Origin of the sequence: Burkholderia ambifaria AMMD (assembly GCF_000203915.1) — a bacterium.
In the GTDB taxonomy this organism is placed as follows: Bacteria; Pseudomonadota; Gammaproteobacteria; order Burkholderiales; family Burkholderiaceae; genus Burkholderia; species Burkholderia ambifaria.
Genome location: NC_008385.1, coordinates 12,041 through 31,629 on the forward strand (window position 1 = coordinate 12,041; position 19,589 = coordinate 31,629).

The following is a 19,589-nucleotide window of genomic DNA, read 5'->3' on the forward strand; positions in this document are numbered from 1 at the left end:
CGGCTAAAAAGGAGGCACGCCCTTGAAACGACTCACCATCCCCGGCAGCGGCACCGAGAGCCGCGCCACCAAGCCGGCCCGCGTCAGCGCGCCGGCCACCCTCGGCGGTGCCGCCTTCGGCGCTTCGCGCGAGGACACCGGAGCCGACTTGCTGGAGGCCGCCCAGGCGGCCGAGATCGAGCAGCAGGCCACCCTAGAGGCGGCCCCGGTCGAGCAGTCCTACCCCGAAACCCTGGCGCTCTACGTGCAGGCCAAGCACGACCAGGTGGAGCACATCGAGGACAGGCTAGAAAACCTGATCGACCGGCAGCAGGCCCGCTTGCAGCAGACCCAGGCGTCCGCGCCTGGCCGGCTTTCCTTGCCCGGCTCTAAGCGAGCCTGGCAGAACCAGCAGGCGCAGCAGCAGGCCCGCTTGCAGACGCTTCACGCGCGCCTGGAGGCCGTCCGCGAGATCAAGGAAGGCATGGGCCTGCACTCGCCGAAGATCGAAGAGCTGGCGACGCGCAAGATGCGCGCCGAGAACCCCGAGCTGGCTTCCGATTGGGATGCCATGCGCGAGGCCGCCCGCCGGCATGAGCTGCTGATGCGCAAGCAGGAGCAGGAGCGCAAGCAATCCCAGGCCCAGGAGCGGCCAGGGAGATCGCAGTCCTTGGGCCTGTCAGCCAGGCCCGCATAAAAACGAAGCCCGGCGGTCGCCGGGCTTTTTTCTCGAGCATCGCCATTTCTGGCGAGGGAGGCCCGCCGAGGGCCTGGCGGAATCATCCTGCAGCATCGTCACAAGCGACGATGCCGGGAGCTGGCCAGCATCGCCGAACCTGGCGATGCCGCCGGCGCGGTCGACCATCGCCAGTTCTGACGATGAGATCCCGCATCGCCATCTACAGCGAGGCCCACAGGGCCAGGCCGGCGGCCACGACCGCCATGCCGGCCGCGACCATGTTCATCATGGCGACGCGCCGCGCCTCGCGGATCGGCGCGACGAGCTGCGCCGTCACCGCCTCAACCTCACGCCGCACGGCCTCGGCGGCCGCCTTCGCGCCCTCCTGCATTCCCCGCGTCATGGCGTCCTTGCTGGCCGCCAACGCCGCGTTGAGCGTCCTTTCCGCCTTTCCCTTGGCGTCATCACCCCATCGGTGGGCGATGGACTCCAGTTCCGACTTGAAGGCGTCCAAGATTTCCTGCTGGGCCGATGCGCTGTCCTGCATCAGCTTCATGTTGATGGTCTGGAGGATCAAGATCGGATCGTCGCGGCCCACGGCGATGCCGTGCTTGGCCGCGATCTCCCGTATCAGCTCCTCGATCTTGTCGTCGGCCGCCATCAGAGCACCGCCGCGTTTTCGAGCTGGGCGAAGAGCTGGGTTTTCACGATCTTGAGCCGCTGCCGCGTCATGATCGTGAGCGCCGAATCGGCCAGGGCCTCATCGAAGGTGCGCCGATCCTGGAGCATTTCGGCGAAGTCGCGGCCGTAGGTTTCCTCTTTCAGCGCCGGAATCTGGATGATGGCGGACACACGGCCCTTGTTGGCCGTGTACGCCTTCAACTGCTCGAACCCCTTGCCCTCGTGCTCGATTGGCCCCCAATACGGGTTCAGCCAGACCACGAACAGGCATTCGGCCGGGAACTGGCTGGCGAGCTGGGCGAAGCCGCTCACCGTGTCCACCAGGGCCTGGCCGCCGGTGACGACCGTATGCACCACGAGTTCGTGGCCCATGTCCTGGAGCAGCGCCGGCACCTGGTTGCTGATGAGGTAGTGCGACAGCGGCACGAACGAGCTGGCCCCGTTGTCGATGATGACGTCGCCCTCGGCCGACGCGATCATCTCGACCAGGGCGTCGAAATTCCGGGTGTTGATCTCGTCGCCGTCCATGATGTTGAGCCGGCGCACGTTGAGGGCTTTGTAGCCCTCGAACGTCGCGTTCACCGGATCGGTGTCGATGCAAAGCGGCTTCTGTCCCTTGCCGGCTTTGTACTGCGCGATGGTGGCCGCGATCATCGACTTGCCGACGCCGCCCTTGCCTTGCAGAACCATGTGAATTTTCGCCATTACAGTAAATCCTCTTTCTTTGGAGTCGCATCAAACGTGAAGCCGCCGATCTTGGGCGGCTCACTCTTGGATTCCGAGGCCGGCGGGGCGGCCTTCGGCTCGGGCTTCGCGCCCTTGGGCTGGCTGTCCGGGGGAGTGGCGGGAGGCGGCGGGGAAGCTACCGGCGCGGCCTTGATGTACCGCTTCACGTGCTGGGTGAAGGTTTCGTACCGACAGCGCAGCCGGCCGGTTTCCTTCATGTGCTCCCAGATCGTTTTCATCGCATAGCCCGCATCGAGCGCCGCTTGAACGTCGCTCTTGACGGCCAGGAACGCGACCACGTGCTTGTCCTGGCGCGGCTTCTTGGCTTCCCGTCCCTTCACCCATTCAGCCAGCTCTTCGGGGTAGGTCTTTGGCATCGTGTTCGTCCATCTAATCCTCTCATCGCAAATGTAACGCTACTAAGCGGCGCTACGGAAACGCAAAAAGTCCGCTATCGGCGTGCATTGGCACGCTTCGATAGCGGCATTATGGGCCATTGTGGCGGGTTTCGCTATATCCGTTGCTGCTTTTGCGGCCTGATAGCGCGATAGTTGCGGATAAATCGTAATGGCTGGTGTAGACTTTCCTTGGTGTTATTAACGCCGTAAGGCGGGCAGGATGTGTGAAGTTAGCTAACCGGCGAGCCGGTTATCTATCTTCACTGTCCCTTATTCGCGCCGGGGGCGCTCAACGGGTCATCCTGCTCTGCGAGGCAGCCGGCTACCGCCGGCATGAGAGACGAGGCGAGGCATGGAGAACGACGAAAAGGAACACGGCCGCCGGCGGCGGCAGCACCTGCGGGTGCCGGTGTTCCCCGAAGAGAAAGACGAGATCGAGGCGAACGCCAAGAGGGCGGGCGTCAGCGTGGCGCGCTATCTGCGCGACGTGGGCCAGGGCTACCAGATCAAGGGCGTCATGGACTACCAGCACGTGCGCGAGCTGGTGCGCGTCAACGGCGACCTTGGCCGCCTTGGCGGCCTGCTCAAGCTCTGGCTGACCGATGACGTGCGAACGCTCCAGTTCGGCGAGGCGACCATCCTGGCCCTGCTGGGCCGGATCGAGGCCACCCAGGACGAAATGAGCCGGATCATGAAGGCCGTGGTTCAGCCGAGGGCCGAGCCTTGACTTCTTTAGCGGCTAAAAAGCCGGAGGGGCGGCCATGATCGCCAAGCACGTGCCGATGCGCTCGCTTGGCAAGAGCGACTTCGCGGGCCTGGCGAACTACATCACCGACGCCCAAAGCAAAGACCACCGGCTGGGCCACGTGCAGGCGACGAACTGCGAAGCCGGTTCCATCCAGGACGCCATCACGGAGGTGCTGGCGACCCAGCACACGAACACCCGCGCGAAGGGCGACAAGACCTACCACCTGATCGTCAGCTTCCGGGCCGGCGAGCAGCCCAGCGCCGACACCTTGCGCGCGATTGAGGAACGCATCTGCGTCGGGCTGGGTTATGGCGAGCATCAGCGAATCAGTGCCGTCCACAACGACACCGACAACCTGCACATCCACATCGCCATCAACAAGATTCACCCGACGCGGCACACGATGCACGAGCCGTACTACCCGCACCGGGCGCTGGCGGAACTCTGCACGGCCCTGGAGCGCGACTACGGCCTGGAGCGCGACAACCACGAGCCGCGCAAGCGCGGCGCGGAGGGCCGGGCCGCCGACATGGAGCGGCATGCCGGCGTTGAAAGCCTGGTCGGCTGGGTCAAGCGCGAGTGCCTGGACGAGATCAAGGGCGCGCAGTCCTGGCAGGAACTGCACCAGGTCATGCGCGACAACGGAATGGAGCTGCGCGTCCGCGCCAATGGCCTCGTGTTCGAGGCCGGCGACGGAACGATGGTGAAGGCGAGCACAGTAGCCCGCGACCTTTCCAAGCCGAGCCTGGAGGCGCGGCTTGGCCCGTTCGAGGCTTCGCCCGAACGGCAGGCGCAAACCACCGCGAAGCGGCAGTACCGCAAAGACCCCATCCGCCTTCGCGTCAACACCGTGGAGCTGTACGCGAAGTACAAGGCCGAGCAGCAGAACTTGACCACGGCGCGCGCCCAGGCCCTGGAGCGCGCCCGGCATCGCAAGGATCGGCTGATCGAGGCGGCCAAGAGGTCGAACCGCCTGCGCCGCGCCACGATTAAGGTGGTCGGCGAGGGCCGCGCGAACAAGAAGCTGCTGTACGCCCAGGCGAGCAAGGCCCTGCGCAGCGAAATCCAGGCGATCAACAAGCAGTTCCAGCAGGAGCGCACGGCCCTCTACGCCGAGCACCGCCGGCGCACGTGGGCCGACTGGCTCAAGAAGGAGGCGCAGCACGGCGGCGCCGACGCCCTGGCCGCCCTGCGCGCCCGCGAGGCGGCCCAGGGCCTCAAGGGCAACACCATCCGGGGCGAGGGCCAGGCGAAGCCCGGCCACGCGCCGGCGGTGGACAACATCACGAAGAAGGGGACGATCATCTTCCGCGCCGGCATGAGCGCCGTGCGCGATGACGGTGACCGCCTGCAAGTCTCCCGCGAGGCCACGCGCGAAGGGCTGCAAGAAGCCCTGCGCCTGGCGATGCAACGCTACGGCAACCGCATCACCGTCAACGGCACGGTGGAGTTCAAGGCGCAGATGATCCGCGCCGCCGTCGATTCCCAGCTACCCATCACCTTCACCGATCCGGCTCTTGAGAGCCGGCGGCAGGCGCTTTTGAACAAGGAGAACACCCATGAGCGAACCGAAAGACCAGAGCATCGAGGACGAACTGGACGCGGCGCTGGCGGCCCTGGACAGCGGCCCGCTGCCGACCAGCACGCTACCGGAGCCGCAGCCGTCGCCCGAGCAGGCGACGGCCGGCCAGCCGCCGGCCGAGGCGACCGCGCCGACGCCGGCCTTCACGCCGCCACCGTCCACCGGAAGCCCGACGTTGGACGCCTTGGAAGAAAACCGCCGCCCCAAAGCCAGCACCGTTTGCGAGCACTGTCCGAACTCGGTGTGGTTCGCATCGCCGGCGGAAGTGAAGTGCTATTGCCGCGTGATGTTCCTCGTCACGTGGAGCAGCAAGGAACCCAACCAGATCACGCACTGCGACGGGGAATTTCTCGGCCAGGAACAGGAGTAGGCCAGACGCCGCCGGGCGTCGCCGCCGCCGACAAGTACATCGCCGAACGCGAGGCAAAGCGCCTAAAAGGTTTCGATATACCGAAGCATTCCCGATATACTGCCGGTGATGGTGCGCTCACGTTCCAGGGCACCAGGACTATCGAGGGCCAGGCGCTGGCCCTCTTGAAACGAGGTGATGAGGTCATGGTTATGCCCATCGACCAGGCCACGGCCCGGCGCTTGACGCGCATCGCGGTCGGCGATGCCGTCTCGATCACCGCGAAAGGCTCCATCAAAACGTCGAAAGGAAGGAGTAGATGAAGATCAAGATGAACAACGCGGTAGGGCCGCAAGTCCGAACCGCCAAACCGAAGCCGAGCAAGCTGCTGCCGGTGCTGGGCGCGGCCTCGATGGTCGGCGGCCTCCAGGCCGCGACGCAGTTCTTCGCCCACACGTTCGCCTATCACGCGACCCTCGGCCCCAACGTGGGCCACGTGTACGCGCCCTGGTCGATCCTGCACTGGACGTACAAGTGGTACAGCCAGTACCCGGACGAGATCATGAAGGCCGGCAGCATGGGGATGCTGGTTTCGACCGTGGGCCTGCTGGGCGTGGCCGTGGCGAAGGTCGTCACGTCCAACAGCTCGAAGGCGAGCGAGTACCTGCACGGCTCGGCCCGCTGGGCCGAGAAGAAGGACATTCAGGCGGCCGGCCTGCTGCCACGCGAGCGCAACGTCCTGGAGATCGTCACCGGCAAGGCCGCACCCACGGCTACCGGCGTGTACGTGGGCGGCTGGCAGGACAAGGACGGCAATTTCTTCTACCTGCGGCACAGCGGCCCCGAGCACGTGCTGACCTACGCGCCCACGCGCTCGGGCAAGGGCGTCGGCCTGGTGGTGCCCACGCTGCTGTCGTGGGGCGCGAGCAGCGTCATCACCGACTTGAAGGGCGAGTTGTGGGCCTTGACCGCCGGCTGGCGGCAGAAGCACGCCAAGAACAAGGTGCTGCGCTTCGAGCCGGCCAGCACCTCGGGCGGCGTCTGCTGGAATCCGCTGGACGAAATCCGCCTCGGCACCGAATACGAGGTGGGTGACGTGCAGAACCTTGCCACGCTGATCGTTGACCCGGACGGCAAGGGCCTGGACTCGCACTGGCAGAAGACCGCCTTCGCGCTCCTGGTCGGCGTGATCCTGCACGCGCTGTACAAGGCCAAGGACGATGGCGGCACCGCCACGCTGCCGTCCGTCGATGCGATGCTGGCCGACCCGAACCGGGACATTGGCGAGCTTTGGATGGAAATGGCGACCTACGGGCACGTAGACGGCCAGAACCATCACGCCATCGGCTCGGCGGCCCGCGACATGATGGATCGGCCCGAGGAAGAAGCCGGATCGGTGCTGTCCACGGCCAAGTCGTACCTGGCCCTGTACCGCGACCCCGTGGTGGCCCGCAACGTCAGCCGGTCGGACTTCCGCATCAAGCAGTTGATGCACGAGGACGACCCGGTAAGCCTCTACATCGTCACCCAGCCCAACGATAAGGCCCGCCTGCGGCCGCTGGTGCGCGTCATGGTGAACATGATCGTGCGCCTGCTGGCCGACAAGATGGACTTCGAGGGCGGCCGGCCGGTGGCGCACTACAAGCACCGGCTCTTGATGATGCTGGACGAGTTCCCGAGCCTCGGGAAGCTGGAGATCATGCAAGAGTCGCTGGCCTTCGTGGCCGGCTACGGCATCAAGTGCTACCTCATCTGCCAGGACATTAACCAGCTCAAGAGCCGCGAGACGGGCTACGGCCACGACGAAAGCATCACGTCGAACTGCCACGTGCAGAACGCCTACCCGCCCAACCGCGTCGAGACGGCCGAACACCTGTCCCGCCTCACCGGGCAGACCACCGTGGTGAAGGAGCAGATCACGACCAGCGGCCGCCGCACGGCGGCGATGCTGGGCCAGGTGTCGCGCACTTACCAGGAAGTGCAGCGGCCCTTGCTGACGCCCGACGAATGCCTGCGCATGCCGGGGCCAAAGAAGAACGCCCAGGGCGAGATCGAAGAAGCCGGCGACATGGTGATCTACGTCGCGGGCTACCCGGCGATCTACGGCAAGCAACCCCTGTACTTCAAAGACCCAGTGTTCTCGGCACGCGCCGCGATCCCTGCGCCCAAGGTCAGCGACCGCCTGCGCGCCGTCGCACAGGCCGAGACGGAAGGGGAGGGCATCACGATATGAGCCGCATCCTGAAACGCATCGCGGCAGGCGTCGTCATCGCGGGCGTGGCCGCCCTGCTGCTGGCCGCCGGCGGCTATGCCGCCGGTGCCCGCGTGAACACCACCAAGAGCATTCCGGTCGGCCTGTACTGGACGAGCAGCGCGCCGGTGGAGAAGGGGGCCTACGTCCTCTTCTGCCCGCCGCAGCTCGGCGTGTTCGATGACGCCAAGGAGAGGGGCTACATCGGGGCCGGCTTCTGCCAGGGCGGCTACGGCTACATGATGAAGCGCGTTTTAGCCGCTAAAGACGATGCCGTCGCCGTCGCCGATGACGGCGTGCGCGTCAACGGCGAGCTGCTGCCCCTCAGCGCGCCGATCAAGGCCGACAAGGCCGGTCGGCCGCTGCCGCGCTATCAGTCCAACAGCTACACGCTCGGCAATTCCGAGGTGCTGCTTATGTCGGACGTGAGCGCCACATCCTTCGACGGCCGCTACTTCGGCCCGATCAATCGTTCGCAAATCAAGACCGTGATCCGTCCGGTCATCACCTGGTAGGGAGACACACCATGCGCCTTTTCATCGCAGAAAAGCCGTCCGTCGCCAAGGCCATCGCCGGCGAGCTGGGCGCGACCGGCAAGGGCGACGGCTTCATCGAGTGCGGCACCGACAAAGTGACCTGGTGCTTCGGGCACATGCTCGAACAGGCCGACCCCGACGAGTACACGCCCGATGACGTGCCGCGCGGCCAGTCCGGCAAGAAGGTCTGGCGCGTCGATGAGCTGCCCATCATCCCCGAGAGCTGGATTCTCAAGCCCAAGGACGACGCGAAGAAGCAGCTCGCCGTGATCGGCAAGCTGCTCAAGGAGGCCAAGGAGATCGTCAACGCCGGCGACCCCGACCGCGAAGGCCAGTTGCTGGTTGACGAAGTGCTGGAGCACTTCCGCAACAGCAAGCCGGTGCGCCGCTTTTGGGTGAGCGCGCAGGACTCCGTTTCCGTCAAGCGCGGCCTGGCCGCGTTGAAGGAGAACACCACCTATGCAGGCTGGGCCGACGCTGCACGCGGGCGGCAGCGCGCCGACTGGCTGATCGGCATGAACCTCAGCCGCGCGTACACGCTGCGCGCGCAGCGCGGCGGCTCGCGCGCCCTGCTGACCGTGGGCCGCGTGCAGACGCCGACGCTGGCCCTCGTGGTCGCCCGCGACCGCGAGATCGAGGCATTCAAGGCCGTGCCGTACCACACCATCCGGGCGGTGGTGCAGCACGCCGGCGGCAGCTTCGCCGCCGCATGGAAGGCGAAGGAGGATCAAGCCGGCCTGGACAGCGAAGGCCGCCTTGTCGATACCGCCGTCGCCGACGCCCTGGTGGCCGCCGTCAAGGGCCAGCCGGGCACCATCGCCGCGTACAAACAGGAGGCCAAGAAGCAGAACCAGCCGCTGGCCTTCGCCCTGTCCGACATTACGGCACTGGCCTCGGCCAAGTTCGGCTACAGCGCCGAGGACGTGCTGAACACCTGCCAGGCGCTCTACGAGACGCACAAGCTGACCTCGTACCCGCGCACCGACTGCGCCTACCTGCCGGAGTCGCAGCACGCCGACGCGCCGCGCGTGCTGGAGGCGATCAAGCACGTCAACCCCGAACTGGCCGGCCTGGTCGATGGTGCCGATCCGCGTATCAAGTCCAAGACGTGGGACGACTCGAAGATCACCGCGCACCACGGCATCGTGCCGACCATGCAGAAGGGCAGCAAGGCCGCCCTCAGCGAGCGCGAGCGCAACATCTACGACCTGATCGTGCGCGCCTACCTGGCGCAGTTCTACCCGCTGCACGAGTACATGCAGACCACCGTGGGCGTCGAGATCGCGGGCGAGAACTTCGCCGCGAGCGGCAAGGTAGTCACGCGCAACGGCTGGCGTGACGTGTACAGCCAGGCCGACGAGGAAGGCGAGAAGGACGAGGACGACGACAGCGGCACGCAGGCCCTGCCGTCGATGGCCCAGGGCGACGCCGTGACCTGCACGGACGCCACCCGCAAGGACGCCAAGACGAAGCCGCCAGCGCGCTTTACCGAGGGCACGCTGATCCGCGCGATGGAGAACATCCACAAGTTCGTCAGCGATGCCGAGCACAAGAAGATGCTGCGCGAGGGCGACGGCATCGGCACGTCGGCCACCCGCGCGTCGATCATTTCCGAGTTGAAGCGGCGCGAGTTCCTGGCCGTCAAAGGCAAGCAGATCATCAGCACGACCCTCGGCCGCAGCGTCATCGACGCGCTGCCCGAGGTTGTGAAAAGCCCGGTGCTGACCGCGCTCTACGAGCGGATGCTGAAAGGCGTCGAGCAGGGCACGGCCGCCCTGGACGCCTTCATCACGAAGCAAGAGACGTTCATCCGCGACCAGGTGGCGAAGGCCAACAGCGGAGCCGTGACCATCGCCGGCGGCAAGGAAGCCGCGCCGGTGTCATCCCTTCACAAGTGCATGGCCTGCGGCAGCGGCTTGTCGCGCCGGCCGAGCAAGAAGAAGGGGCAATTCTGGTGGGGTTGCAGCAACTTCCCCACATGCAAGCAGACCTACCCCGACCTCAAGGGTCGGCCCGACTACAGCAAGGGCCGCAACGGCCCGGCATCCGAATGACCACAGCGAAGGAGATCGACCATGAACGAGCAAACCACCACCAACACCGCCGCCCACGACGAGCCGCTGGCCGTCCTGCCGCCGGTTGACGACGACGCCGCCGGCCGCGAGGCCGTGCGCGAGAAGATGGCCGACGCGCTGACGCCCGGCTTCCAGGTCGAGTTCGACCCCGACGAAGCCGAGCGCGTGGGCGCGTTCGTGGAGGACGCGCTGTCCGAGCAGGACGCCGCCGCGAGCGGCGACGACCTGGTGGAAGTCGATGGCGCGCTGGAGCCGGCATTCCTGGACGACGAAGGCCCGAGCGCCGACATCCCGCCGTTCATCACCACCACGAACGCCCGCGAGCTGTACGACCTGCGGCCCGGCGAGACGGTTGCCCAGGCCGCCGCGCGCAAGGCGTCGGAGGGCTGACCCATGCCGATCACGAAAGCCGAGGCGCAAGGGGTGACGCGGGCTTTCGTCCGCGACTACCCCGGCGCGCTGGAGCTGGCCTACAAGTTCCGCGAGGACGCGGCCGAGCTGTACGGGCCGCGAGCGGCCGAGGTGCCGGCCGACATGAAGGGCGGCTACGTGCCCAAGGAGACGCTGCACGCCGGCCGCGCCTACCGTGGCCGCGTGGACGTGCCCTTGCAGAACGTCGAGAGCGCCAGCGACCTACTGATGACGCTGCGGCACGAGGTGCTAGGCCACTACGGGGCCAACACCTTCGCGCCGGGCGAGAAGCGCGCCTTGCTGGACGGCCTGGCGGCCGCCCGCAACGAACCCACCCTCAAGCCGCTATGGGATGACGTGAACCGGCGCTATGCCGGCCAGTCCCTGGACGTGCGCGCCGAGGAAGTGTTTGCCCTGCACTGCGAGGGCATCGAGCCGAGCCAGCACCAGGTCGCCGACCAGGTGCAGCAGCGCGGCCAACAGTCATTCACGGAAACCTGCATCGCCCGCGTGCGGCCCATGCAGGCCGACGACCTGCACAACATCGTGTGCATGGTCGCCCAGGGCCTGCGCGACCGTTCCCGGACACAGCAGAACTTCCCTCAGTTCAACGAGCTATTCCGAAGGGACGAGAACATGGAGCCGAAGAAGCCGTTTCACGAAGTCGTGGCCGAAAAGCTGATCGAGCAGCTCAAGGCCGGCACCGCACCGTGGCAAAAGCCGTGGGAGCCGGGCGAACCCAACGCCTACCTGCCGATGAACCCGACCACCGGCAAGCGGTACAAAGGGATCAACGCCATCCACCTGATGGCCCAGGGCCGCAGCGATGCGCGCTGGATGACCTACAAGCAGGCCGCCGCCGTGGGCGCGCAGGTTCGCAAGGGCGAGAAAGGCACGCCGGTTCAATACTGGAAGTTCAGCGAAGAGCAAGACAAGCTGGACGACAGCGGCCGGCCCGTCCTCGATGCGAAGGGCCAGCCGGTCAAGGAAACCGTCATGCTGGAGCGGCCGCGCGTGTTCTTTGCGACCGTGTTCAACGGCGAGCAGATCGACGGCCTGCCGCAGCTCCAGCCGAAGAAGGAACAGACTTGGAACGCCGTCGAGCGCGCCGAGCACATCCTGAAAGCCTCGGGCGCGACGATCACCCACGCCGCCGGTGATCGGGCGTTCTACCGCCCTTCGACCGACAGCATCACCCTGCCGGAGCGCGGCCAGTTCCCCAGCTCCGACCGCTACTACGCGACCGCGCTGCACGAGCTGGGCCACTGGACGGGCCACGCTTCGCGCCTTGACCGCGACCTGGCGCACCCGTTCGGGAGCGAGGGGTACGCCAAGGAAGAGCTGCGCGCCGAGATCGCTTCCATGATCGTCGGCGACGAGCTGGGCATCGGCCACGATCCGGGCCAGCACGCCGCCTATGTGGGTTCGTGGATCAAGGCGCTGCAAGACGAGCCGCTGGAGGTGTTCCGCGCGGCCGCCGATGCCGAGAAGATTCACGACTACGTGCTGGCCTTCGAGCAGAAGCAGGTTCAGGAGCAAGACCAGCAGCAGAGCCAGGCCCAGGACGAAGCCGTGGCCCAGGCCCTGGCCGTGGACATTGCCGAAGTCCTGGACAACCCGGACGTGTCTTTCAGCCACTACCAGGCATTCCAGGGCGACACCCTGGAAGACGCCTTGCGCAGCCGTGGCCTCGAAACCGTGGGCAGCATCACCGGCACCGATCCCGAGCAGTTCTACGCGGTCGCGCATGACCGGCTGTCGCCGGTGTTCGGCATCGACCCGAGCCACACCGACACCGACAACGCCTACCTGGAGCGCAAGGGCTTGGCGCAAGAGTTCGCCAACATGGCCGAACAGCTCCACCTCGCGCAGCAGCTCCAGCAGCACGGCGAACAGATCGTGTCGAGCATCGACGCCGAAGCCAGGTGGAGCGACGGCCAGCGCATCTTTGCGTTCCACGACCAGGACGGTGAACCCCACCAGGTTCGCAGCCTGGACGAGCTGAACAACTACGCGCCCGACCAGTTGATGGCCCTGCCGGCGCTGACCCAGCAGCAAGCGGCCGTCGCAGACCAGGAGGCGAACATGACCCCACCGACCAACGACCAGGCGGCCGCCCTGCTGGCCGCCCATCCTGCCGACGCGGTGCAGGGCATCGAGCAGGCCGCCGCCGCGCGCCGGCAGCTCGCCGCCGGCGAGATCGACGGCCAGGCGTTCGCCGACGCGACCCGTCAACACCTTGGCGTTGAGCTGCCGCCCGACTGGAGCGGAGAGCTGCGCATCGTCGGCGTGGCCGAGCAGGACGGCCAGACCGTCGATGCCGCCCAGGCCGGCATCGAGCCGCAGGCGTTCCAGGTCTACGCGCGCAAGGCCGATGCGCAGTTCGGCGAGGACGCCTTTGCCTTCGTCGCCGGCACCCGCACCGAGGGCCAGGCCGAGGCTCTGGCCGAGCGCCTGCACCTGGTCGATGCGCTGGGCACCGACAACCAGCACGAGCGCGCCGCCAAGCTGGCCCGCGTGCAGGAAGAGCGTGTACGGCGCGACCCCAACGCGACCGAAGAGGACATTTCAGCCGCTAAAGAGGCACGCAAGACCGCCGAGGCGTCGGCCATGCTCAACGACAGCGACGCGCAGCGCCGCGCGGCCGAGCTGGAGCGCCAGGAACGCGAGCGGCAGCAGGCGCAGCCGCAGGCCGAGAAGCCCGAACGGCAGTACATCAACGTGCCGTACAAGGAGAAGGACGAGGCCAAGAGCCTCGGGGCGCGTTGGGATCGGCAGCAACAGTCCTGGTACGTGCCGCCGGGCACCGATGCCGCTCCCTTCGCCAAATGGGCGCAGGGAGCCGCTACAGCGGCCGTAGAGCCGCGTTCGGCCCAGCCGGCACCCGAAGCCCAGGGCGAGGCGCAGAAGCCCGCGCAGCAGGCCCAGCAGGCCCGCCAGTACCTGGCCGTGCCCTACGAGCAGCGCAACGCGGCCAAGGCCGCCGGCGCGCTTTGGGACAAGGCCGCGAAGTCCTGGTATGTCGGCCCGCGCGCCGACGCGGCGAAGCTCGAACGCTGGAAGCCCGAGAACGTGCAGGCCCAGCAAGGGCCAGCGATGACGCCAAGGGAAGAGTTCGCCGAGGCCATGCGCAGCGCCGGCCTGTTCACCGGCAGCAACGCCCAGGGCGATCACCCGATCATGGATGGCAAGCGGCACCGCGTGCCGGTCGAGGGCGGCAAGAAGGGCGCGCTCGATGGCTTCTACGTGGGCCACCTGGACGGGCACCCGGCCGGGCGGATCATCAACAACAAGACCGGCACGGACATTACCTGGAAGAGCAAGGGCTACGCCTTGAGCGACCAGGAGAAGGCCAAGCTCCAGGCCGAGGCGGCCGAGAAGCTGGCACAGCGAGCCGTCGAGCAGGACAAGGCCCAGGAGGCCACCGCGCAGCGCGTCGGTCGGCAGATGGCCGACCTCGTGCCCATCGAGCAGCCGACGCCCTACCTGCAAGCCAAAGGCATCCAGGCGCAGGCCGGCGTGATGACCGACCGCGAAGGCCAGAAGACCTACATCCCGGCCTTCGACGCAGAGGGCAAGCAATGGACGATGCAATACATCCAGGAGGACGGCACTAAGCGGTTCGCCAAGGACTCGAAGAAGGAAGGATGCTTCCACCCGGTCGGCGGCATGGACGCCCTGGCGGCCGCGCCGGCGCTGGTGATCTCGGAGGGCTACGCCACGGCGGCCCAGGTGGCCGAGGCCGTGGGCCACGCCACGGTCGCCGCCTTCGACAGCGGCAACCTTGAGGCCGTGGCGAAGGCGCTGCACGCCAAGTTCCCGGACAAGCCGGTCATCATCGCCGGCGACGACGACCGGCACCTGGTCATGACCCACGGCAACAACCCCGGCCGGGAGAAGGCCGAGGCGGCCGCCCAGGCCGTGGGCGGCAAGGCGATCTTCCCGATCTTCGCGCCGGCCGAGAACACCTACCCGCGCGACTTGCCCGCCATCACGCCCGACAGCTTCAAGACCCACCTGCGCGCCGAGCAGCGCCTTGCCGACGCCGCCGCCGGCAAGGTCGAGCTGGCCGGCGACGAGGCGGCCAAGCTCAAGGCGTCGATGTTGAGCGGCGCGCAGATCGCGGCGCTGTCCACGATGAAGCAGCACACCGACTTCAACGACTTGGCGCACAAGAGCGAGCTGGGCATCGAGGGCGTGAAGCGGCAGATCGGCGCGGCCATCAGCCAGGTGCAGCGCGACGAGCAGCAGCACCAGGAGCAGAAGCACGTCGAGAAAAAGCAACAGCAGATCGAGCAGCGCCCACGGCGGGCCGCTCGCATCGGATAAGTCGAAAAATCCGGCTAAAGTGGCCGAGCTGCACATCAGGCCGCGCGGTTTTCCTCCCTGATCGCCGGCGCGGTTTCTTCCTCCCTGAACCGCATGCAGACTTGCCGCCTCGGACACCCCGAGGCGGTTTTTTTTCGCCTCGCTCGGGGTCTCCTCGTTTTCAGTGCAATAAGTGACGGTACGCAAAGCTAGCACTGGCGCGGGGGTGGTCTGGGTAGACCGTTGATTTCATTGACTTTCCTGTTCGCTTTGTAAACGGGTATGGTGGCCTCCCACTTTTGAGGTTCACGATGCAGGGTTGGCACACAACGTTTTTGGGGATGCGTGGGCTCCCCCGCGATATCAGCGACTTCGAGATGAAGGCATTTTTCACCTTCGATGGTGCCGAGCGCGACGCAATCAATGCACGCCGAGGTGATTCCCACAAGCTTGGTCTGGCGCTCCATATTGGTTTCCTGCGCATGAGTGGGCGTTTGCTCGGTGCCTTTCGGGTAATTCCAGTAGCCTTGTGGCGCCACCTTGGCAACGAGCTTGGCATTGCAGCACCAGAAGTCGCCTCGCTGAGAGCCATGTATGAACGCGGGCGCACGCTATTCGATCACCAACAAGTAGCCTGCACGGTCCTTGGATTCCAGTGGATGAGCGAGCACCAGCGCCGCTCACTGGTACGTGAACTGCGCGACGAAGTGGCGCGCTGCGCCGACCGCGATCAGCTACTCGTGCGGGCGCGTCAATGGCTGTACAAGAACAAGCTGGTGATCGTGCACGAGCGGGCAATTCGGACACTGATTGCGGCGGCACTTGCCCAGCTTGAAGTTGAAACAGGCACCGCCATCGCCGCCAGCGTTGATCCAGCAACACTTGATCGCTGGCGAGCCTCAGTTTCAGAGCTGCGCCCAGATGGACAAACCCAGCAGAGTTGGCTATGGGCTGCACCGGCGAAACACTCAACCCGCCAAATCAGCGAGGTACTGGAGCGCATCGACCTGCTTTACACGCTGGACGTTCATAAGCACCTGGCAGACATCCCCGATCTCATCTTGCGCCGCTACGCGCGCCGACTTGTCTCCAGGCCGCCCTCAGCCGGAGCCAAGATCAAAGAGCCAGCGCGCACCGTGGAGGTCGCATGCTTTCTTCGGTATTGCCTGTTCACCACCACAGACCAGTTGATCCTTATGGTGCAGCGCCGGATCGCCGATCTGTGGCGTCAGGCTGCCGCCGATGTCCCCGCTACCGTCAATTGGGCCGCAATGTACAAAACGCTGCTCGGCGAACTTGTTGCCTTGAGCGCGCAAGGTGCGGTGCCAGATGCTGAGTTGCGTGCCCGTCTTGAAGCCTTGATCACCGAAACCCAGAAACGCAAACCACCGAGCAGGGCCTCCCTGGTCCGCGAGGGATTGATTGATGGAATTCGCCCCGTGCGGTCGTTGCTCGTCGCCATTGCAAAGCTGCCCTGGCAGGCCACCGGCGAGCATCCTGCCATCGAGTACCTTGCCAAGCTGCAAGCTTTATATCTCAAAGGATCCAGAAAGCTGCCAGTTGAAGTGGTGGCACCAAGTCTGGGAATGATCTGGCAGGTTTCGATCTCCAGCCCAGACCGGGAACGGGCGTTTCAGGCGTTGGAGGTGGCCACCCTGTTTGCCCTGCGCCGCGCGGTGCGCAATGGCTCGGTCTGGATTGAGCACAGCCTGAGCTTTCGGGGTCGTGCGCGCTTGTTCTTCACGGACGAGCGTTGGCAGGCAGAGTCCAAGAAACACTATGCCCGTCTATCGTTACCCAGCAAGGCTGCCACTTTCTTGAAGCCTTTGCTGGCCAGAGTAACTGCCGGTGTCGATGCGGTGGCCGCTGCAGCCCGCAGTGGCGTACTGCGCGTGGATGATGAACTCCATTTGTCGCCATTGCCCGCAGAGGACGAAGACCCAGAAGTGACCAAGCTGCGCGCGGCTTTGGATCACCGCATCGGTGAGGTTCAATTGCCGGAAGTGATTCTGGCCGTTGACGCCCAGGTGCGCTTTAGCTGGATCATGCTCGGACGTGAGCCGCGCTCTACCGACGAGCTGCTGATGGTCTATGCCGGCATCATGGCCCACGGCACCAGTCTGACTGCGGTCGAATGCGCGCGCATGATTCCGCAGCAGAAGGCGGCGCGGCAGTGCTGCCTCAACTTCGGGTGTCACGTCTGTGCTCCTTGAAGAAGCGGCGCCGTCGGTCTGTGCCGGCGGCGCCGCCTTGAGAGGTCGTCCGGCGCACCCACGATCAGCGGGTGCACCTGCTGCTTAGCGCTGACTTCAGCTCAGTTCGCCGCCGAAGCGCTGCACGCCCTTGCCGGTGGCAAAGTTGTGCAGTCCGAAGCTCGGGAAGGTGCCGCGCAGGCCTTCGAACTTGCCGGTGGAATCGACCACCTTGTGCATGACGGTGAGCGAGACCTCGTCGATGCCCGGCACCTGGATGCCTGTGGCGGTGTCGACCGTCGAGATGCGGCTGCCGTCGCGGCTCATGAATTCATGAACCATCGTGAAGCTCGCGCGGCCGTCGACGAACTTGATTTCACTGGTGGCCTTGGCCCAGATCGGGCCGTCGAAGTCACCGTCGCCGGTGGCCAGGAAGGTTTCGATATGCGGCAGGTATTGCACGGCGGCGAAAGCGCCGATGCTGAGGGGCTTGGACATGATGCACTCCTAGGTTGGTGTTGGCCTGATGAATAGGCCGCGGGGACGGACGCTGCCGACGCTCGTCACGCCGGCAGCACCGGGATCACTTGCTGTTGCTCAGGCGGAAGCTGATCACCTTGGCAGCGTCCGTCTTGGAAGCGTTGACGACCTGCGTGTCGGGTGCGCTCTTGGGCTGATAGAACGTTTGACCCGTCAGATAGACGATCGGCGCTTCACCGCGCACTTTGACGCTGACCGCACCCTTGTCGTCGTATTCGTGGCGGTATAGCTTGCCGCCGCGCCGGCTGTCCATCACGTAGGGCGGATCGGCGTAGACGAACTCGGAGCCGGTGAACTGGTGGGACTCCAGCCAGGCCACGGCGTCGCCGTGGTGCAGCTCCAGGCCGGGCACGTCGAGCTGCTGCCAGACCTCGATCACCTCGGGATCAACGTCGATGCCGACGCTGCGGGCAGCGGGCCGCTTGCGCTCCAGGATGTTGCCGCCGCCCAGGTGCGTTTCGATGTACGTGTCGTGAGGCGGGATGTTGTTGATGATCGTCTGGTAGACGCCGGCACCGCCCTTGCCGCCGGGGTATCTCATGGCCTTCTTCCTGGAGTAAATCGGGACTTGGCCAGCATCGTCAGAAATGGCGATGCTGTCAAGGGAAGCCGGCCGGGCCTGCATCGTCAGAGCCGACGATGCGAAGCTGCTGGAGCGTCCTGCAGCACCGCCAGGAATGGCGATGCCGGATCGCTCAGTAGGTGGGGATGTAGACCACCTCAATGTCCACGCGCTGGTTCTCGCGCCGGCCCTCGGCCGTCGAGTTGTCTGCCACGAAATCGGCGGCCGATGCGAAGTTCACCATGATCTTGAGCGGCGAGACGCCGCGCGCCACCAAGTACGACCTGGCCGAGAGCGCACGGCGTAGTGCAAGGGCCTCATCGGCCGCGCTGGGCCGTAGTGTGCTGGTGCGCCCGCTGATGTAGATGATCGCCGCATTCCTAGCGTCGGCCAGCAGCTCCAGGGCCTCTGGCGTCGGCTGGAATGTCGCGCTGCTGTCGGGGAAGGACACCGATACGCCGGACTTGATCGGCGTGCCGAAGTTGCCGGCGTCGCCGGCGGCCAGTGCGCTTTGCGCGCTGACCAGGAACGCCAGAGAGAGGGCCAGAAGAACGGGTTTTCGCATGGGGCAGGACTCCAATCAGAAGAACAGGTAGCCGGCCTTGCTCATGGGGATGCGGATCAACCAGAGCGAGGCCAGGTGCAGCGGGTAATAGGCGTAGAAGGCCCAGCGCAGGCGCGGCACGCGCACATCCACCCGCGAGGCCAGGAAGAGCACCGGCAGGGCTGCCAAGGCCCACAGGTTGCGATTGACGAACCACAGGGCCGCGCAGGCCAGCACCGCGACCGCCGCGGCGGCCCAGCTCGGCCGGCGCGTGTACGACCACACCGCCAGGCCGAAAGCCACGGCCGGCCACCAATATTCGACCGAGCTGCCGCCGACCAGGAACACCACGCCGGCGGCCGCCAGGTGCAGCTTGCCGCCACGTTCGACCAGGTAAGCCGTGGCCGTGACGACCAGCAGCGTGAACATCACGTTGAGCGGCCACCAACCGGCGTACAGGCCGCCGAGGGCCACGAAGGGCACGGAGGCCAGCGCGCCGAACATCGCCAGGCGCGACATGGTGCGGCCGTACACGCCGCGTTCGAGCGTGCCCGGCCGGGCCAGGTTGTAGGCCAGGACGAACACGAAAAGGGGGAGCGCCACGCGGCCGGCCTCGAACAGCACCGGCAGCGTCGCGTTGAACAGGTACTTGTTGACGTGATCGCCGGTCATGAGAACCAGTGCGAGCCACTTCAACGCTTCGACGGTTCCATCAGGAATCCGCAGGGCCTTCATCAGCGCCGGCCCCCGCGAATCGCGTAGGCGCGCAGCACCAGGAAGATGATGTAGAGCGCTGGCAGTGAGAGCACGAAGGCGATGGGCTTGCCGATCCACGCCGGCAGCGCCCACAGCAGAAGGCCCAAGGCGAAGATCGGGCCGAGGCCCAGCAGAAGCAAATCGAGCTGGTTCTTGGCCTGTCCTTCCGCCCACTTGCAATAGGCTTGAAGCAACCGGCCGACGCCCAGCGTGTACCGCATCATGAAGGCGTGGAATTTGTCCATGTTTAGCCGCTAAATCGGAAGAGCCGG

Annotated in this window: 16 protein-coding genes and 1 pseudogene; 9 read left to right on the forward strand and 8 right to left on the reverse strand. The window is 66.0% G+C overall.

What is annotated here, in order from left to right; translation table 11 throughout:
- The first annotated feature begins 22 nt into the window (after positions 1-22).
- Positions 23-676: an IncP plasmid survival protein KfrC gene (gene kfrC / locus BAMB_RS32865; protein WP_000826922.1), complete on the forward strand. Its 654-nt coding sequence runs from the start codon at positions 23-25 to the stop codon at positions 674-676.
- Between the two features lie 202 nt (positions 677-878).
- Here kfrC and BAMB_RS32870 read toward each other — a convergent pair whose 3' ends face one another.
- The 3 genes from BAMB_RS32870 to BAMB_RS32880 are packed head-to-tail and all read right to left on the reverse strand — an operon-like array spanning position 879 to position 2,442.
- Positions 879-1,319: a conjugal transfer protein TraM gene (locus BAMB_RS32870; protein WP_000718516.1), complete on the reverse strand. Its 441-nt coding sequence runs from the start codon at positions 1,317-1,319 to the stop codon at positions 879-881.
- Entirely contained in the window at positions 1,319-2,044 is a 726-nt protein-coding gene (locus BAMB_RS32875; RefSeq protein WP_001062597.1) for a nucleotide-binding protein, read from the reverse strand. Before BAMB_RS32875 ends, BAMB_RS32870 begins: the two co-directional genes overlap by 1 nt.
- A complete protein-coding gene (locus BAMB_RS32880; RefSeq protein ID WP_001127128.1) occupies positions 2,044-2,442 on the reverse strand; it encodes a TraK family protein in 399 nt (132 codons plus the stop codon). Before BAMB_RS32880 ends, BAMB_RS32875 begins: the two co-directional genes overlap by 1 nt.
- A gap of 373 nt (positions 2,443-2,815) precedes the next feature.
- Here BAMB_RS32880 and traJ point away from each other — a divergent pair, with 373 nt between their 5' ends.
- From traJ to BAMB_RS32920, 8 genes and pseudogenes are all read left to right on the forward strand, one after another.
- On the forward strand, positions 2,816-3,190 hold the full coding sequence (gene traJ / locus BAMB_RS32885) for a conjugal transfer transcriptional regulator TraJ (RefSeq protein ID WP_000426567.1): 375 nt from the start codon (positions 2,816-2,818) through the stop codon (positions 3,188-3,190).
- A 34-nt stretch (positions 3,191-3,224) separates the two neighbouring features.
- On the forward strand, positions 3,225-5,465 hold the full coding sequence (gene traI / locus BAMB_RS32890) for a TraI/MobA(P) family conjugative relaxase (RefSeq protein WP_011117146.1): 2,241 nt from the start codon (positions 3,225-3,227) through the stop codon (positions 5,463-5,465).
- Positions 5,462-7,375, forward strand: coding sequence for a type IV secretory system conjugative DNA transfer family protein (locus BAMB_RS32895; protein ID WP_011655356.1), 1,914 nt, complete (start codon positions 5,462-5,464; stop codon positions 7,373-7,375). Before traI ends, BAMB_RS32895 begins: the two co-directional genes overlap by 4 nt.
- Entirely contained in the window at positions 7,372-7,908 is a 537-nt protein-coding gene (traF, locus tag BAMB_RS32900) for a conjugative transfer signal peptidase TraF (RefSeq protein ID WP_006122512.1), read from the forward strand. Before BAMB_RS32895 ends, traF begins: the two co-directional genes overlap by 4 nt.
- 11 nt (positions 7,909-7,919) lie before the next feature.
- Positions 7,920-9,983: a DNA topoisomerase III gene (locus BAMB_RS32905; RefSeq protein ID WP_011114056.1), complete on the forward strand. Its 2,064-nt coding sequence runs from the start codon at positions 7,920-7,922 to the stop codon at positions 9,981-9,983.
- A gap of 21 nt (positions 9,984-10,004) precedes the next feature.
- On the forward strand, positions 10,005-10,394 hold the full coding sequence (locus BAMB_RS32910) for a protein TraD (protein ID WP_006122510.1): 390 nt from the start codon (positions 10,005-10,007) through the stop codon (positions 10,392-10,394).
- A 3-nt stretch (positions 10,395-10,397) separates the two neighbouring features.
- Positions 10,398-14,744 carry a zincin-like metallopeptidase domain-containing protein gene (locus tag BAMB_RS32915; protein WP_011655357.1) on the forward strand — a complete coding sequence of 1,449 codons (4,347 nt, stop codon included), beginning with the start codon at positions 10,398-10,400 and terminating at the stop codon, positions 14,742-14,744.
- Positions 14,745-15,034: 290 nt separating this feature from the next.
- Positions 15,035-16,888 (forward strand): annotated as a pseudogene (locus tag BAMB_RS32920) (Tn3-like element IS1071 family transposase); the annotation flags it as partial.
- Positions 16,889-17,032: 144 nt separating this feature from the next.
- Here the strand turns inward: BAMB_RS32920 and BAMB_RS32925 are convergent.
- From BAMB_RS32925 to BAMB_RS32945, 5 genes are all read right to left on the reverse strand, one after another.
- The gene (locus tag BAMB_RS32925) at positions 17,033-17,413 is read right to left on the reverse strand and encodes a hypothetical protein (RefSeq protein WP_011655359.1); all 381 of its coding nucleotides are present in this window, start codon (positions 17,411-17,413) and stop codon (positions 17,033-17,035) included.
- Positions 17,414-17,498: 85 nt separating this feature from the next.
- Complete coding sequence (locus BAMB_RS32930; protein WP_011655360.1) at positions 17,499-17,996, reverse strand: SAM-dependent methyltransferase; 498 nt, start codon at positions 17,994-17,996, stop codon at positions 17,499-17,501.
- A gap of 154 nt (positions 17,997-18,150) precedes the next feature.
- On the reverse strand, positions 18,151-18,582 hold the full coding sequence (locus BAMB_RS32935) for an OmpA family protein (RefSeq protein WP_001665065.1): 432 nt from the start codon (positions 18,580-18,582) through the stop codon (positions 18,151-18,153).
- A gap of 15 nt (positions 18,583-18,597) precedes the next feature.
- Entirely contained in the window at positions 18,598-19,296 is a 699-nt protein-coding gene (locus BAMB_RS32940) for a TraX family protein (protein ID WP_011114053.1), read from the reverse strand.
- Positions 19,296-19,562: a hypothetical protein gene (locus BAMB_RS32945; protein ID WP_010890140.1), complete on the reverse strand. Its 267-nt coding sequence runs from the start codon at positions 19,560-19,562 to the stop codon at positions 19,296-19,298. Before BAMB_RS32945 ends, BAMB_RS32940 begins: the two co-directional genes overlap by 1 nt.
- Positions 19,563-19,589 lie beyond the last annotated feature (27 nt).

What these genes read in the sequence shown, in the direction of transcription:
- BAMB_RS32870 (WP_000718516.1), bottom strand. Translation starts at nt 1,319, where the DNA reads ATGGCGGCCGACGACAAGATCGAGGAGCTGATACGGGAGATCGCGGCC.
- BAMB_RS32875 (WP_001062597.1), bottom strand. Translation starts at nt 2,044, where the DNA reads ATGGCGAAAATTCACATGGTTCTGCAAGGCAAGGGCGGCGTCGGCAAG.
- BAMB_RS32880 (WP_001127128.1), bottom strand. Translation starts at nt 2,442, where the DNA reads ATGCCAAAGACCTACCCCGAAGAGCTGGCTGAATGGGTGAAGGGACGG.
- traJ (WP_000426567.1), top strand. Translation starts at nt 2,816, where the DNA reads ATGGAGAACGACGAAAAGGAACACGGCCGCCGGCGGCGGCAGCACCTG.
- traI (WP_011117146.1), top strand. Translation starts at nt 3,225, where the DNA reads ATGATCGCCAAGCACGTGCCGATGCGCTCGCTTGGCAAGAGCGACTTC.
- BAMB_RS32895 (WP_011655356.1), top strand. Translation starts at nt 5,462, where the DNA reads ATGAAGATCAAGATGAACAACGCGGTAGGGCCGCAAGTCCGAACCGCC.
- traF (WP_006122512.1), top strand. Translation starts at nt 7,372, where the DNA reads ATGAGCCGCATCCTGAAACGCATCGCGGCAGGCGTCGTCATCGCGGGC.
- BAMB_RS32905 (WP_011114056.1), top strand. Translation starts at nt 7,920, where the DNA reads ATGCGCCTTTTCATCGCAGAAAAGCCGTCCGTCGCCAAGGCCATCGCC.
- BAMB_RS32910 (WP_006122510.1), top strand. Translation starts at nt 10,005, where the DNA reads ATGAACGAGCAAACCACCACCAACACCGCCGCCCACGACGAGCCGCTG.
- BAMB_RS32915 (WP_011655357.1), top strand. Translation starts at nt 10,398, where the DNA reads ATGCCGATCACGAAAGCCGAGGCGCAAGGGGTGACGCGGGCTTTCGTC.
- BAMB_RS32925 (WP_011655359.1), bottom strand. Translation starts at nt 17,413, where the DNA reads ATGTCCAAGCCCCTCAGCATCGGCGCTTTCGCCGCCGTGCAATACCTG.
- BAMB_RS32930 (WP_011655360.1), bottom strand. Translation starts at nt 17,996, where the DNA reads ATGAGATACCCCGGCGGCAAGGGCGGTGCCGGCGTCTACCAGACGATC.
- BAMB_RS32935 (WP_001665065.1), bottom strand. Translation starts at nt 18,582, where the DNA reads ATGCGAAAACCCGTTCTTCTGGCCCTCTCTCTGGCGTTCCTGGTCAGC.
- BAMB_RS32940 (WP_011114053.1), bottom strand. Translation starts at nt 19,296, where the DNA reads ATGAAGGCCCTGCGGATTCCTGATGGAACCGTCGAAGCGTTGAAGTGG.
- BAMB_RS32945 (WP_010890140.1), bottom strand. Translation starts at nt 19,562, where the DNA reads ATGGACAAATTCCACGCCTTCATGATGCGGTACACGCTGGGCGTCGGC.